This window comes from Aliihoeflea sp. 2WW (genome assembly GCF_000497755.1).
GTDB lineage: Bacteria > Pseudomonadota > Alphaproteobacteria > Rhizobiales > Rhizobiaceae > Aliihoeflea.
Window position 1 is genome coordinate 32,928 of sequence record NZ_AYOD01000003.1, and the last position, 12,921, is coordinate 45,848.

At 65.3% G+C, this 12,921-nt stretch carries 16 protein-coding genes; 11 read left to right on the top strand and 5 right to left on the bottom strand.

Going from position 1 to position 12,921, the window contains the following annotated elements; translation table 11 throughout:
• Positions 1–19: 19 nt before the first annotated feature.
• On the bottom strand, positions 20–475 hold the full coding sequence (locus ALII_RS0103240) for a flavin reductase (protein WP_051375759.1): 456 nt from the start codon (positions 473–475) through the stop codon (positions 20–22).
• A 192-nt stretch (positions 476–667) separates the two neighbouring features.
• On the opposite strand from ALII_RS0103240, the gene ALII_RS0103245 reads away from it, so the two are divergent.
• The 4 genes from ALII_RS0103245 to purB all read left to right on the top strand — a co-directional run bounded on the left by ALII_RS0103245 (position 668) and on the right by purB (position 4,807).
• A complete protein-coding gene (locus ALII_RS0103245; RefSeq protein ID WP_024585900.1) occupies positions 668–1,693 on the top strand; it encodes a branched-chain amino acid ABC transporter substrate-binding protein in 1,026 nt (341 codons plus the stop codon).
• Entirely contained in the window at positions 1,693–2,703 is a 1,011-nt protein-coding gene (locus tag ALII_RS0103250) for a P1 family peptidase (RefSeq protein WP_024585901.1), read from the top strand. Before ALII_RS0103245 ends, ALII_RS0103250 begins: the two co-directional genes overlap by 1 nt.
• A 10-nt stretch (positions 2,704–2,713) precedes the next feature.
• Positions 2,714–3,430 (top strand): DUF2259 domain-containing protein, encoded by a 717-nt coding sequence (locus ALII_RS0103255; protein ID WP_024585902.1) that lies wholly within the window; start codon positions 2,714–2,716, stop codon positions 3,428–3,430.
• 69 nt (positions 3,431–3,499) lie between these two features.
• Positions 3,500–4,807, top strand: a complete 1,308-nt coding sequence (gene purB, locus ALII_RS0103260; protein WP_024585903.1) for an adenylosuccinate lyase — start codon at positions 3,500–3,502, stop codon at positions 4,805–4,807.
• Positions 4,808–4,856: 49 nt separating this feature from the next.
• Here the strand turns inward: purB and ALII_RS0103265 are convergent, their stop codons facing one another.
• Together ALII_RS0103265 and ALII_RS0103270 are read right to left on the bottom strand one after the other, a co-directional pair.
• Positions 4,857–5,201 (bottom strand): hypothetical protein, encoded by a 345-nt coding sequence (locus tag ALII_RS0103265; protein WP_024585904.1) that lies wholly within the window; start codon positions 5,199–5,201, stop codon positions 4,857–4,859.
• Between the two features lie 260 nt (positions 5,202–5,461).
• Entirely contained in the window at positions 5,462–6,265 is an 804-nt protein-coding gene (locus ALII_RS0103270) for a VOC family protein (RefSeq protein ID WP_024585905.1), read from the bottom strand.
• Positions 6,266–6,418: 153 nt separating this feature from the next.
• Between ALII_RS0103270 and ALII_RS0103275 the strand changes: the two genes are divergently transcribed.
• Entirely contained in the window at positions 6,419–6,973 is a 555-nt protein-coding gene (locus ALII_RS0103275) for an alpha/beta hydrolase (protein ID WP_024585906.1), read from the top strand.
• Here ALII_RS0103275 and ALII_RS0103280 read toward each other — a convergent pair.
• A complete protein-coding gene (locus tag ALII_RS0103280; protein ID WP_024585907.1) occupies positions 6,963–7,724 on the bottom strand; it encodes an HpcH/HpaI aldolase/citrate lyase family protein in 762 nt (253 codons plus the stop codon). The two genes, ALII_RS0103275 and ALII_RS0103280, sit on opposite strands and share 11 nt — an antisense overlap.
• The gene (locus ALII_RS0103285) at positions 7,721–8,038 is read right to left on the bottom strand and encodes a DUF1476 domain-containing protein (RefSeq protein WP_024585908.1); all 318 of its coding nucleotides are present in this window, start codon (positions 8,036–8,038) and stop codon (positions 7,721–7,723) included. Before ALII_RS0103285 ends, ALII_RS0103280 begins: the two co-directional genes overlap by 4 nt.
• A gap of 267 nt (positions 8,039–8,305) precedes the next feature.
• Here ALII_RS0103285 and purC point away from each other — a divergent pair, with 267 nt between their 5' ends.
• From purC to purL, 6 genes are read left to right on the top strand one after another with little or no spacing between them, the layout of a single operon-like run.
• A complete protein-coding gene (gene purC, locus ALII_RS0103290; protein WP_024585909.1) occupies positions 8,306–9,097 on the top strand; it encodes a phosphoribosylaminoimidazolesuccinocarboxamide synthase in 792 nt (263 codons plus the stop codon).
• Positions 9,098–9,113: 16 nt separating this feature from the next.
• Entirely contained in the window at positions 9,114–9,356 is a 243-nt protein-coding gene (gene purS / locus ALII_RS0103295) for a phosphoribosylformylglycinamidine synthase subunit PurS (protein ID WP_024585910.1), read from the top strand.
• A 20-nt stretch (positions 9,357–9,376) separates the two neighbouring features.
• Positions 9,377–9,610 (top strand): hypothetical protein, encoded by a 234-nt coding sequence (locus ALII_RS0103300; protein WP_024585911.1) that lies wholly within the window; start codon positions 9,377–9,379, stop codon positions 9,608–9,610.
• Positions 9,607–10,275, top strand: a complete 669-nt coding sequence (gene purQ / locus ALII_RS0103305; protein ID WP_024585912.1) for a phosphoribosylformylglycinamidine synthase subunit PurQ — start codon at positions 9,607–9,609, stop codon at positions 10,273–10,275. The genes ALII_RS0103300 and purQ overlap by 4 nt, the downstream gene beginning before the upstream one ends.
• Complete coding sequence (locus tag ALII_RS0103310; RefSeq protein ID WP_024585913.1) at positions 10,272–10,679, top strand: hypothetical protein; 408 nt, start codon at positions 10,272–10,274, stop codon at positions 10,677–10,679. Before purQ ends, ALII_RS0103310 begins: the two co-directional genes overlap by 4 nt.
• A 15-nt stretch (positions 10,680–10,694) precedes the next feature.
• Positions 10,695–12,914: a phosphoribosylformylglycinamidine synthase subunit PurL gene (gene purL, locus ALII_RS0103315; protein WP_024585914.1), complete on the top strand. Its 2,220-nt coding sequence runs from the start codon at positions 10,695–10,697 to the stop codon at positions 12,912–12,914.
• Positions 12,915–12,921: the final 7 nt, after the last annotated feature.

Below are 12,921 nucleotides of genomic sequence, written 5' to 3' on the forward strand. Positions count from 1 at the left end.
GGGGCTCCGGTGAAACCGATCAGGTTTCGAGACTGTGGTAGCGGCGATCCTGATAGATCAATGGCGAAAGACTATCGCCGATGCGGATGCCTGTCACTTCACCGAAAAGTATGCGGTGGGTGGCGATTTCCTTGGTTTCGATGATGCGGCAGTCGAACGAGGTCAAGGCGCCGACGAGGACCGGGGCGCCGGTCTGGCCAGTTTCCCATTCGCCGAGCGCGAAGCGATCCTTCTGGCTCAGACCGGTCAGGCCCGAGAAGGCATCGGCAAGCGCGCGCTGTTTCGACGACAGCGTGTTGAGCGCGAAGACGCCGTTTTCGGCGAAAACGTCATTGTCCGGCTTTACGCGGCTGAGGCAGACGAGGACAGTCGGCGGGTTGTCGGATACGGAGCAGCCGGCAATGATCGTCACGCCGCGCCGCCCGGCCGTTCCGTCGGTGGTGACGACATGGACCGCACCTGCGAAACGGGCCATCGCATCGCGGTAAAGTCCGGAATCCACTTGTCTCTTGTCGAGCACGGCCACCCCTTCATCGAACACGGCGCATATAGGGCGCCGCGCAATCACCACCAAGCATGTCCTTCCCGATTAGCCGGTTGCGCGCCCGGCTGCCAGCCTTTACCTGTGAACGCAGCCTTCACAGCCCGGCCGGTCAGCAAACCATCGATGCCGCACAGTCTCAAATCCATCCTCCTTCTCGGCGCCCTGACGCTGGCCTGCTCGAGTGCCGGCGCGCAGACGCGCATCGGACTGGCCGTGCCGGGAGGCGAGACGGCGCCGCTGCTCGAAGCGCAGATGCGCGCGGGCGCACAGGCGGCAATCGACGCGGTCGATGGCGAACTCATCATCGAGACGGATGCCTGCACGAGCGAAGGGGGCAGTGCTGCGGCGCGGCGCTTCGTGGATGACGGCGTTTCGGCGGTGGTCGGATTTCTGTGCACCGACGCGATCGAGGCGGCGCTGCCGATCCTGACCGAGGCGGGCATTCCAGTCATCGCTACCGGTATCCGTACGGACAGCCTGACCGACCGGCGCGAGCGCACGGGCTGGCAGGTGTTCCGGCTCGGCCCGCGCGCCGATGCCGAACGCGAGGCCGCGGCGCGCTATGTGATCGACGACTGGCGCGGATCGCTTTTCGCCATCGTCGACGACGGCACGATCTATGGGCGCGAGATCGCGGAGACGGTTCGGATCGCGGCGGAAGAATCGGGGCTTGTGCCCGTCTTCGTCGATACGTTCCGCCCGCAACTCGACAACCAGATCGGGCTCGTCGGGCGGTTGCGGCGTTCGGGCGCGACGCATGTCTTCGTCGGCGGCGACCGCGAGGACATCGCGATCATGGCGCGCGATGCGGCCGGGCTGGACTATGCGCTGATGATCGCCGGCGGCGAAGCGCTGCGCGCGGCGGGCGAAACGCCTCTTGCCGAAGGGATCGTGATGATCGCGGCGACGCAGTGGGAAGATGCGGTTGAGCCTGACGGCGAAACGCCGGCCGAGGAACAGGGCTATTTCCTGCCGGTCCATGCGGCGGTGGAGATCGCGGTTGCGGCCTTGGAGAATGACGAGGCGATCGGCGATGGCCGGTTCGAGACGATCATCGGGCCGGTCGAGTTCGACGCGAAGGGCGACATAGAAGGCCAGATTTACCGCAGCTACCGCTTCGACGGTGCCAGCTTCGTGCCGGTGGACTGATGGCGTTCAGGGCCGGGCCGCGCAATCTGATCACCGACGTGGCGGGGCTTTCCGTCGGCAATGTGCATGACGAGAAGGTGCGCTCGGGGGTCAGCGTCGTACTTTGCGACGCGCCGGCGATCGCCAGCTACCAGGTGCTGGGCGGCGCGCCGGGGACGCGTGAAACGGATCTTCTGGAGCCGCACAATTCGGTCGAGACGGTGCATGGGATCGTGCTTTCGGGCGGCTCGGCGTTCGGGCTCGACGCGGCGTCGGGCGTGCAGGCGGCATTGCGCGAGCGGGGCATCGGCTTCGAGGTGCGCGGGCAGAAGGTGCCGATCGTGCCGGCTGCGATCCTGTTCGACCTTGCCAATCAGGGTGACAAGGATTGGGGGCGCTATCCGCCCTATCGGGAGCTCGGTTTCGAGGCCGTGGCGGCGGCGGATACGGATTTTGCCATCGGCAGCGTGGGCGCGGGCTATGGCGCGCTGACGGCGGGACTGAAGGGCGGTCTCGGCTCGGCCTCGACGGTTCTGCCGAACGGCATCACCATCGGCGCGCTGGTCGCGGTCAACCCCACCGGCTCGGTGACGGTTGGGCGAAGCCGGCATTTCTGGGCGGCGCCGTTCGAGATCGGCGACGAGTTCGGCGGGCACGGAATGCCCTCCCCGCTGCCGGCTGACGCGCAGGATGTGCTGATCAAGTTCCGCGATCCGGTTTCGCCAGTCGCCAATACGACGATCGCGGTGATCGCGACGGATGCGGCGTTGACCAAGGCGGCGGCGAAGCGGCTGGCGATCTCGGCGCATGACGGATTTGCGCGTGCGATCTGGCCGGCGCACACGCCTTATGACGGCGACCTCGTCTTTTCGCTCGCAACGGGGCGCAATCCGGCACGGCTCGATCCGGCGATGGAGATGGATTTCCATGCGGCCGCGGCGGCGACCATGGCGCGGGCGATCGCGCGGGGCGTTCATGCGGCGAGCGCCATGGCGGGTGATATGATACCGGTCTGGTCGTCGAGGACATAAGGAGACGCTGATGCGTTCGCTGATCGCCGCCATTGCGATGCTGGTTGCGGGCCCCGCCGCTGCCGGCGATACCGCCGAACTCGGCATTCTTGGCTTCAGCGCGGACGGCGCGATCTTCGCCTTCGAGGAATACGGCATCCAGGACGGGTCGGGCTTCGCCTACGCCAACCGGTATTATATCGAGACCGCGACCGATCGCTTCGTCACCGGCACGCCGATCCGGGTGCTTTCGGAGGAGCAGGACGCGTCGATCGCGGACGCGCGGGCCAAGGCACGGCTGCAGGGCGCCGACATTGTCGATGAGGACGAGCTCGCCGCTAACCGTGGCTTTACGGCCGGGGCCAATGCGGTGACCGAGATTTCAGCCGATCCGCTTGCGATGGAGGTCAATCCGCGGCCGGTGTTCCCGCCGATCGACCCGCCGCTTGCGATCCGGCTCGAGGAAATTGCGTTCGAGGTGCCGGAAAACTGTGCGTTCGCGGCCGAGCGCCATGTCGGGTTCCGGCTGCTCAAGGTGAGCCACGAAGGCGGCGTGGCGACGGAGCTTTTGCACGAGGACGAAAGCGTTCCGGCAAGCCGCAGTTGCCCGCTCGGCTACCGGATCGGTGCGGTGCAGACCTTCTTCCCGGAGGGCGGCGAGCCGGTGTTCGTGGTGCTGATCGCGGTCAGGCGCGTCGGCTTCGAGGGGCCCGATCATCGCTGGATCGCGGTGCCCGGCAAACTATAGAGCGTTGAGCCTTTGGACCTCGTCTGTTAGGGAGCGGGCGAAAGCCTCCCAAACGTCAGGACGAGACGCATGATCCCGCGCTATTCGCGGCCCGAAATGGTCGCCATCTGGTCTCCGGAAACGAAGTTCCGCATCTGGTTCGAGATCGAGGCGCATGCCTGCGACGCGCTCGCCGAGATCGGCGTCATCCCGAAGGAGGCGGCGCGGAACATCTGGGAAAAGGGTGGCGCGGCTAAATTCGATGTCGAGCGTATCGACGAGATCGAGCGCGAGACCAAGCACGACGTCATCGCGTTCCTGACCCATCTGGCCGAATTCATCGGGCCGGATTCGCGTTTCGTCCATCAGGGCATGACCTCGTCGGACGTGCTCGACACGACGCTGAACATCCAGCTCGTGCGGGCGGCGGACCTCTTGCTCGCCGACATGGACCGGGTGCTGGCGGCGCTGAAGAAACGAGCCTTCGAGCACAAGGACGACGTCAGGATCGGCCGCAGTCACGGCATCCATGCCGAGCCGACGACGATGGGGCTGACCTTCGCACGGTTCTACGCCGAGATGGCCCGCGGGCGCGACAGGCTCGTGGCCGCGCGGGCGGAGATCGCGACCGGGGCGATTTCGGGCGCGGTCGGGACCTTCGCGAACATCGACCCGAGCGTCGAAGAGCATGTCTGCGCGAAGCTGGGACTGAAACCGGAGCCGATCTCGACACAAGTCATTCCGCGCGACCGGCATGCGATGTTCTTCGCCACGCTCGGCGTCATCGCCTCGTCGATGGAGAACGTCGCGACCGAAATCCGGCATATGCAGCGCACCGAAGTTCTGGAAGCGGAGGAATTCTTCGCGCCTGGGCAGAAGGGCTCATCGGCGATGCCGCACAAGCGCAACCCGGTGCTGACGGAGAATTTGACCGGGCTCGCACGGCTCGTGCGCATGTCGGTGACACCGGCGCTGGAGAACGTGACGCTCTGGCACGAGCGCGACATCAGCCATTCCAGCGTCGAGCGGGGAATTGCGCCGGATACGACGATCACGCTCGACTTCGCGCTGAACCGGCTCGCGGGCGTCATCGAGAAGCTGGTGATCTATCCCGAGACGATGCTCGCCAACATGAACAAGTTCCGCGGGCTCGTGATGAGCCAGCGCGTTCTGCTCGCACTGACGCAGGCGGGCGTCAGCCGTGAGGATTCGTATCGGCTGGTCCAGCGCAACGCGATGCGCGTCTGGGAACAGGGCGCCGACTTCCTCGAGGAACTGCTCAAGGATTCAGACGTGCGGGCCGCGCTTTCGGAAGAGGAAATCCGCGAAAAGTTCGACCTCGGCTATCACACCAAGCATGTCGACACGATCTTCGCGCGCGTATTCGGCAATCGCTGACCGCTGCCCTGAATGCCGCGCGACGCGATGATCGCGCGCGCGGCGGCGATCAAGCAATGATCTCGATCGCAAGGAGCGTGGCCGCAAGCATTCCCGCGCCAGCGAGGAATGGCGAGCGCCACCGGTTGGCGCGAACCGCCCCAGCCTCATTTGCGATCGGCGCTCGATCGACAGCGGTCCTGACCGGCAGAGCCGCACGAACGAGCGGGGTCGGATAGACCGACGGAACGATGATCGGCTCATCGTCCCTGCTGGTGCGCTTCATCATGAGGTCGCGGGCGACCAAGGCACGCTCGATACTCGCGATCTGACTTTCGAGAAGATCGAGACGGTTGTGGATCGCGGCCATGGTGGCGTTGTCATCCGCGTGCTGATTGTTCCCGACTTGCAGCATGAGCGTTCCTCCATCGACCGGGATATACCTCACCGGCCAAATGAATCTTGAACGGGCGGATCATCGATCAATTCCCTCCAATCTGCCGCTCACAGCCTTGTGATTGAAAGAATGGGCATGTGATTGGGAACCGGAAAGCTGTCCGCACATTATTCCCGCATAGCTGCAACGGACCCCCTCACCGACGCAGCGAGACGAGAAGACCCCCTCCAGTAAGAAGTCCGCGTTTCCCCTGACGCGGACTTCTTCGCATTTGGGACCTACACAGCCTTTACCCGAATTTCCGTCCCCCACGGGTCGCGAAGCGTGCGTCCCGCGTGATCGCTCGACGCCAGTTCCACATAGGCGAGGCCGGCGCGGTCGGGATCGCGCGGGCCGGCGCCGGCGCTCGCCCAACTGTTGGCGCCGATGTGGTGGTGGTAGCCGCCGGAGGCGAGGAACACGGCCTGCGAGCCGTAGCGCGCCATCGTGTCGAAGCCGAGTTCGGAATGCCACCAGTCTTCGGCCGCTTTCGGATCGCCGACGCGCAGATGGACGTGGCCGATGACCGTCGCCTCGGGCGCGTCATGCCAGGCGGGCGTGGACGCGTCGATTTCGCCGAGCAGGTTCTCGATGTTCAGCCGCTCCGTCGCCATGGCGATGTCGCCACCGTTCTTTTTCCACGTTTCCTTCGGCCGGTCGGCATAGATCTCGATGCCGTTGCCCTCGGGGTCGTTCAGATAAAGCGCCTCGCTGACGAGGTGGTCGGACGCGCCGGTCACCGCGATGCGGTTTTCGCCGGCATGGCGGACCCAGCGGGCGAGATCCTTACGGGTGGGCAGCAGGAAGGCGGTGTGGAAGAGACCGGCGCTGCGTGGATCGTCCGGCTTTGCCGACGGAGCGCTTTCGATCTCGAGCAGTTCGCGGCCTTCGACGCCAAGAACGATGGCGCCGCTGCGGCGGGCGAGTTCGGAAAGGCCCAGCAATTGACGATAGAATTTCGCAAGCGCGTCGGCGTCGCGCGCCTTCAACCCGACTTTGGCGATATGCGTCGGCGTGGTCGCCGAGAACGGCAGTTCGGTCATGATGATCTCCTTGGCGGATGGCTCCGCAGATACCGACAAGATCGTATGCGCGACTGTTCAATGCAATTTCGATTTCGACGACAACTCGTTCGCAATTGTGGAACAGTGCCGTCGAGGTTGCGCATGGCGGCGGCGCTCGCTACATGGCGCGCCATGAAAGCCAAAGACGCCGACATCCTCATCATTCCAGGCTACACCAATTCCGGGCCGGATCACTGGCAGACGCGCTGGGAGGAAAAACTTTCGAGCGCGCGCCGGGTCGAGCAGGCCGAATGGTCGAAGCCGGTTCTGGCCGACTGGAAGGCCAGTCTCGTCGCGGCGGTGAATAGCGCCACCAAGCCGGTCGTATTGGTCGCGCATTCGCTCGGGGTCGCGACTGCGGTGCAGGCGGTTCCGGAATTTCGCAACAAGATCGCCGGCGCGTTCTTCGTCGCGCCGCCCGACGTCGCCAATCCGAACGTGCGGCCGAAGCACCTGATGACGTTCGGGCCCTATCCGCGCGACCCGCTGCCCTTTCCGTCGATCACGGTGGCGAGCCGCAACGATCCGTTCTGCGCGTTCGACGTGGCGGAGGACATCGCCGGCGCCTGGGGCTCGCTTTTCATCGACGCGGGCGAGCGCGGACACATCAATGCCGAATCCGGCCACGGACCGTGGCCGGAAGGCACGCTGACCTTCGCCAAGTTCGTCTCGCAGCTCACGCCTTAGCGGCGTCGAGCAGGGCCTGGGCGCCCATCGCGATGTAGCGCTGGTCCGACCCGAGGGCGATCAGGCGGTAGCCCATGCCCTGATAGCGGGGCGCGAGCTTCGGATCGACCAGATAGATCGCGGCCAGCTTGCCGACGGCGGTGGCGCGGCGAGCGATGTCCTCGAGCGTGGCGACCATTTCCGGCAGTGCCGGATCGACCGCCCTGCCCTCGGTCCACGCGATGGAAAAGTCGGACGGGCCGACGAAGACGCCATCGATGCCCGGCACGGCAAGAATGCCGTCGAGCGCATCCAGCGCCTGGCGGGTCTCGATCATCGCCAGCGAAAGCGTCGCCTCGTTCTGGCCCGAAAGCCAGGCGGCCGAATCGGCGATCCCGTGGCGCGGCATCGCGAAGACCGGACCCCAGGAGCGCGACCCGAGCGGCGGATATTTCATCGACCGGGCGAACGCCTCGGCGTCCTCGACCGAATTGACCATCGGCGCGATCACGGCCTCGGCGCCGAAATCGAGCGCGCGGCTTGCCATGTCGAAGCGGCCGACCGGAATGCGCACGATCGGGTGCTTGCGGGCCGAGATGACCGGGGCAAGGCCGCGCAGGACGCTGTCCTCGTGGTGGCCGCCATGCTGCATGTCGAGCGTGACGGCACCGAAGCCGGTCACTGCTACGGCCTCGACCGTCACGGCATCGGGGATGCCCGACCAGGCGGTGAAGACGGTTTGCCCGGCCCGAAGGCGCGCGGCGAGGTTCACGACGCCTCGATCTGACGGACCGCGGTCGCGAGCAGTTCCTCCATCGTGCGGCGAATCTGGTGATCGGACTGCTGCACGCCGCCTTCGTCGAAATCCTTGCGGATCTTGCGGAAGACGTCGTGGTCGCCCGCTTCCTCGAAATCCGATGCGACCACTTCGCGGGCATAGGCGTCGGCCTCGTCGCCATTCTTGCCCAGCTTTTCCGCCGCCCAGAGCCCGAGCAGCTTGTTGCGGCGCGCCATGGCCTTGAATTTCAGCTCCTCGTCATGGGCGAACTTGCGCTCGAACCCTTCTTCGCGATCCTTCAGGCTCATCGGCCAACCTCATCATCACTGCGATTTCATGCCCTTGCGGCAGCGGCCACGTTGCCCATGGACGCCACGACCAATATGGCGGCTAGAATGGCGGGGCGAAAGAGCCAATCGGTCAGCACGCGCTCGCCTGTGGGCGCGGTCATTTGGTGATTGAGCCCAGGGGTCACATGCGCTAGAGAGCGGGCAAGTTCAGTAACCTTCCGCAATTCCTGCGGATGACAGGCTGCCGGGCCCTATCCGTTCCGGCCACCGAGACCAGAGACCGCCATGAACCGTCGCCGCCGCATCTACGAAGGCAAGGCCAAGATTCTCTATGAAGGCCCCGAGCCCGGCACGCTGATCCAGTTCTTCAAGGACGACGCCACCGCCTTCAACAAGAAGAAGCACGAAGTGGTCGACGGCAAGGGCGTGCTCAACAATCGGATTTCCGAGCACATCTTCACCCATCTCAACCGGATGGGAATCCCGACCCACTTCATCCGCCGCCTGAACATGCGCGAGCAGTTGATCAAGGAAGTCGAGATCATCCCGCTCGAGGTCGTGGTGCGCAACGTGGCGGCGGGCTCGCTCGCCAAGCGGCTCGGCATCGAGGAAGGCACCGTGCTGCCGCGCTCGATCATCGAATTCTACTACAAGGCCGACGCGCTCGACGATCCGATGGTCTCCGAAGAGCACATCACGGCCTTCGGCTGGGCGGCGCCGCAGGAACTCGACGACATCATGGCGCTCGCCATTCGCGTCAACGATTTCCTCTCCGGCCTCTTCCTCGGCGTCGGCATCCAGCTCGTCGACTTCAAGATCGAATGCGGCCGCCTCTACGAGGGCGAGATGATGCGCATCGTCGTCGCCGACGAAATCTCGCCGGATTCGTGCCGGCTGTGGGACGTGGCGACGCAGGACAAGCTCGACAAGGACCGGTTCCGCCGCGATATGGGCGGCCTCGTCGAAGCCTATCAGGAAGTCGCCCGCCGCCTCGGCATCATGAACGAGAACGAGCCGCCGCGTCCGTCCGGCCCGGTGCTCGTCACGTCGGGCAACGGCAAGGGCAAGCCGCATTAATTTTCAGGAGTTGGCAGTGATCAAGGCGCGCGTGACCGTCACGCTGAAGAACGGCGTTCTCGACCCGCAGGGCAAGGCCATCGAAGGTGCGCTCGGCACGCTCGGCTTTGATGGCGTCGGCCATGTGCGGCAGGGCAAGGTGTTCGACATCGAGCTCGAAAGCGCCGACCGCGCCAAGGCCGAAGCCGATCTGAAAGCCATGTGCGACAAGCTTCTGGCGAACACGGTGATTGAGAATTACACTGTCAGCATAACCTGAGGTTGTGCGGAGCTGACTCCATGGCTGAAGTGACGAATGAGCTGATGTATGAGCTGCTGAAGCGCATTCATCATGAAATGTCCGAAATCAAATTCGACCTTCACGAAATTAAGAAGCGAATGACGGGCACGGAAGAAGCCGTCGTCGGCGTCAACCGCCGGCTCGACCGGCACGATGACCGTCTGGAGCGCATCGAGCAGCGCCTCGAACTTCGTGAACTCGCCGAACCCCACGCGCCCTACGAGCCGAAATGAAATCAGCCGTCATCCTCCTCCCCGGCCTCAACCGCGACCGCGACATGATCGCGGCGCTGACCAAGATCGGCGGCAAGGCGCCGGTCACGGTCTGGCAGACCGATACCGAAATCCCCGACGTCGACCTGATCGTCATCCCGGGCGGCTTTTCCTATGGCGACTATCTGCGCTGCGGCGCGATCGCCGCGCGGATGCCGGTGATGCGGGCGGTGGCTGAGAAGGCCGCGCAGGGCGTGACGGTGATGGGGGTCTGCAACGGCTTCCAGATCCTGCTCGAGGCTGGCCTCCTGCCGGGCGCACTGATGCGCAACGCCTCGCTGAAATTCGTCTGCCGCGAAGTGAAGCTCGAGATCGCCAATGCCGAGACACGGTTTACCGACCGCTACGCCCAGGGCCAGGTGATCCGTTGTCCGATCGCGCATCATGACGGCAATTATTTTGCCGACGAGGCGACGCTGGCGCGGATCGAGGGCGAAGGCCAGGTGGCGTTTCGCTATGCCGAGGGCACCAATCCGAACGGCTCGCTCAACGACATCGCCGGCATCGTCAACGCCGAAGGCAATGTGCTTGGCATGATGCCGCATCCTGAAAACCTGATCGAGGACGCGCATGGCGGCACCGACGGGCGCGCGCTGTTCGAGGCCGCGCTCGGGCGTGCGGCGTGAGGGCTGCGCTGGTCGCATGCGGCATCGCGCTGGCGCTGGCCGGGTGCCGAAGCTCCGCGCCGGAGCCTGAAGCCGCTTCGCGGCCGGGCGACGCCTCGGCGCTTTCGACCATGGAACGCGTCGCGGTCGCGGCGCAGCGCTGCTGGTTTCGCGCCGGCGACCCGCGATTTTCCGGGCTGATCATGTCGCCCGAACTGACATCGCATTCGGGCAAGCCGCGCATCCTCGCCGTGCCGCAGGGCAATATCGGCGGCCTGCCGAAGCTGGTCGTCGAGGCGTCCGGAAGCCCAGCGCGCATTGCCAGCTTCGGCCCGCTGATGGATGGCGGCGCTGAGGCGACACGCATTTCGTCCGACGTCACCCGCTGGGCGTCGGGCGGCACCACCTGTTCCCGCCCGGCCTGACGGAGACCCATCCGCGTGACCCTTTCGAACACGATCCCGATCACCGACGAACTGGTCGCCTCGCACGGCCTGAAGCCCGACGAATACCAGCGCATTCTCGACCTGATCGGGCGCGAGCCGAGCTTTACCGAACTCGGCATCTTTTCGGCGATGTGGAACGAGCATTGCTCGTACAAGTCCTCGAAGAAGTGGCTGAAGACGCTGCCGACCACCGGTCCACGCGTCCTCCAGGGACCCGGCGAGAATGCCGGCGTGGTCGACATCGGCGACGGGCAGGCCGTGGTCTTCAAGATGGAGAGCCACAACCACCCCTCCTATATCGAGCCCTATCAGGGCGCGGCGACCGGCGTCGGCGGTATCTTGCGCGACGTCTTCACCATGGGCGCGCGGCCGGTCGCGGCGATGAACGCGCTGCGCTTCGGCGCGCCGGATCATCCCAAGACGCAGCATCTCGTCGTGGGCGTGGTCGCGGGCGTGGGCGGCTATGGCAATTCGTTCGGCGTTCCGACGGTGGGCGGCGAGGTCGAGTTCGATCCGAGCTATAATGGCAATTGCCTCGTCAACGCCTTTGCGGCCGGACTTGCGGACACCGACAAGATCTTCCTGTCGCAGGCCAAGGGCGTCGGGCTGCCGGTCGTCTATCTCGGCGCCAAGACCGGGCGCGACGGCGTCGGCGGCGCGACGATGGCCTCGGCGGAATTCGACGACGACATCGAGGAAAAGCGCCCGACGGTGCAGGTGGGCGATCCGTTCACCGAGAAGTGCCTGCTCGAAGCCTGCCTCGAACTGATGAAGACGGGCGCGGTCATCGCGATCCAGGACATGGGCGCGGCGGGGCTGACCTGCTCGGCCGTCGAGATGGGCGCTAAGGGCGACCTCGGCATCGAACTCGACCTCGACGCGGTACCGGTGCGCGAGGAGCGCATGTCGGCCTATGAGATGATGCTTTCGGAAAGCCAGGAGCGGATGCTCATGGTGCTCAGCCCCGAAAAGGAAGAAGAGGCCGAGGCCATCTTCCGCAAATGGGGGCTCGACTTCGCCATCGTCGGCAAGACGACCGACGATCTGCGCTTTCGCGTGCTGCACCAGGGCGAGGAAGTCGCCAACCTGCCGATCAAGGAACTGGGCGACGAGGCGCCGGAATATGACCGGCCGTGGGTGGAAAGCCCGAAGGCCGCTCTGCCCGACTTTTCCGCCCTGGCCGCGATCGACCCTGCAGACGCGCTTTTGAAACTGATCGGCTCGGCGAACCTGTCGTCGCGGCGCTGGGTCTGGGAGCAATACGACACGCTGATCCAGGGCAATTCGCTGCAGCGGCCCGGCGGCGACGCCGGCGTGGTGCGCGTCGAGGGCCACGAGACCAAGGCGCTGGCCTTCGCGTCGGACGTGACGCCGCGCTATGTCGAGGCCGATCCGTTCGAGGGCGGCAAGCAGGCGGTGGCCGAATGCTGGCGTAACCTTTGCGCGACCGGCGCGCTGCCGCTGGCGGCGACGGATAATCTCAACTTCGGCAACCCCGAGCGGCCCGAGATCATGGGCCAACTCGTCGGCGCGATCAAAGGCATCGGCGAGGCCTGCCGGGCGCTCGACTTCCCGATCGTCTCGGGCAACGTGTCGCTCTACAACGAGACCAACGGCAAGGCGATCATGCCGACGCCGACCATCGGCGGCGTCGGGCTGATCGACGACTGGTCGAAGATGGCGCGGATCGGCTTTTCGGCCGAGGGCGATGCGATTCTGCTCGTCTGCAAGTCCAACATGTGGGGCACGCATCTGGCGCAATCCGCCTATATGCGCGACCTGCACGAGCGTCGCGACGGCCCGCCGCCGCCGGTCGATCTTGCCCATGAGCGCAAGGCCGGCGAATTCGTGCGCGATGCGATTCAAGATGGACGGATCACCGCCTGCCACGACCTTTCCGATGGCGGGCTTGCAGTCGCGGTTGCCGAAATGGCGATGGCCTCTAGCATCGGGGCGGCGATCAGCCTGCCGATGCCAACCGATCCGACGCCGGTTCTCTTCGGCGAAGACCAGGGCCGCTACCTTTTGACCGTGCCGCGTGCCGACAAGGAGCTTCTGCGCGAGATCATCGACGAGGGCGCGGCGCGCGGGCTTGTCGTCGCGTGGATCGGCGAGACGGGCGGCACCGAATTGAAACTGCCCGGCACGCGTGCCATATCCGTGAAGGACCTCAAGGCTCGCCACGAGTCGTGGTTCCCGGATTTCATGGACTGAAGGCAGA

Excerpts from the sequence above, each read along its gene's own strand:
- ALII_RS0103240 (WP_051375759.1), bottom strand. The coding sequence starts at position 475 with ATGGCCCGTTTCGCAGGTGCGGTCCATGTCGTCACCACCGACGGAACG.
- ALII_RS0103245 (WP_024585900.1), top strand. The coding sequence starts at position 668 with ATGCCGCACAGTCTCAAATCCATCCTCCTTCTCGGCGCCCTGACGCTG.
- ALII_RS0103250 (WP_024585901.1), top strand. The coding sequence starts at position 1,693 with ATGGCGTTCAGGGCCGGGCCGCGCAATCTGATCACCGACGTGGCGGGG.
- ALII_RS0103255 (WP_024585902.1), top strand. The coding sequence starts at position 2,714 with ATGCGTTCGCTGATCGCCGCCATTGCGATGCTGGTTGCGGGCCCCGCC.
- purB (WP_024585903.1), top strand. The coding sequence starts at position 3,500 with ATGATCCCGCGCTATTCGCGGCCCGAAATGGTCGCCATCTGGTCTCCG.
- ALII_RS0103265 (WP_024585904.1), bottom strand. The coding sequence starts at position 5,201 with ATGCTGCAAGTCGGGAACAATCAGCACGCGGATGACAACGCCACCATG.
- ALII_RS0103270 (WP_024585905.1), bottom strand. The coding sequence starts at position 6,265 with ATGACCGAACTGCCGTTCTCGGCGACCACGCCGACGCATATCGCCAAA.
- ALII_RS0103275 (WP_024585906.1), top strand. The coding sequence starts at position 6,419 with ATGAAAGCCAAAGACGCCGACATCCTCATCATTCCAGGCTACACCAAT.
- ALII_RS0103285 (WP_024585908.1), bottom strand. The coding sequence starts at position 8,038 with ATGAGCCTGAAGGATCGCGAAGAAGGGTTCGAGCGCAAGTTCGCCCAT.
- purC (WP_024585909.1), top strand. The coding sequence starts at position 8,306 with ATGAACCGTCGCCGCCGCATCTACGAAGGCAAGGCCAAGATTCTCTAT.
- ALII_RS0103300 (WP_024585911.1), top strand. The coding sequence starts at position 9,377 with ATGGCTGAAGTGACGAATGAGCTGATGTATGAGCTGCTGAAGCGCATT.
- purQ (WP_024585912.1), top strand. The coding sequence starts at position 9,607 with ATGAAATCAGCCGTCATCCTCCTCCCCGGCCTCAACCGCGACCGCGAC.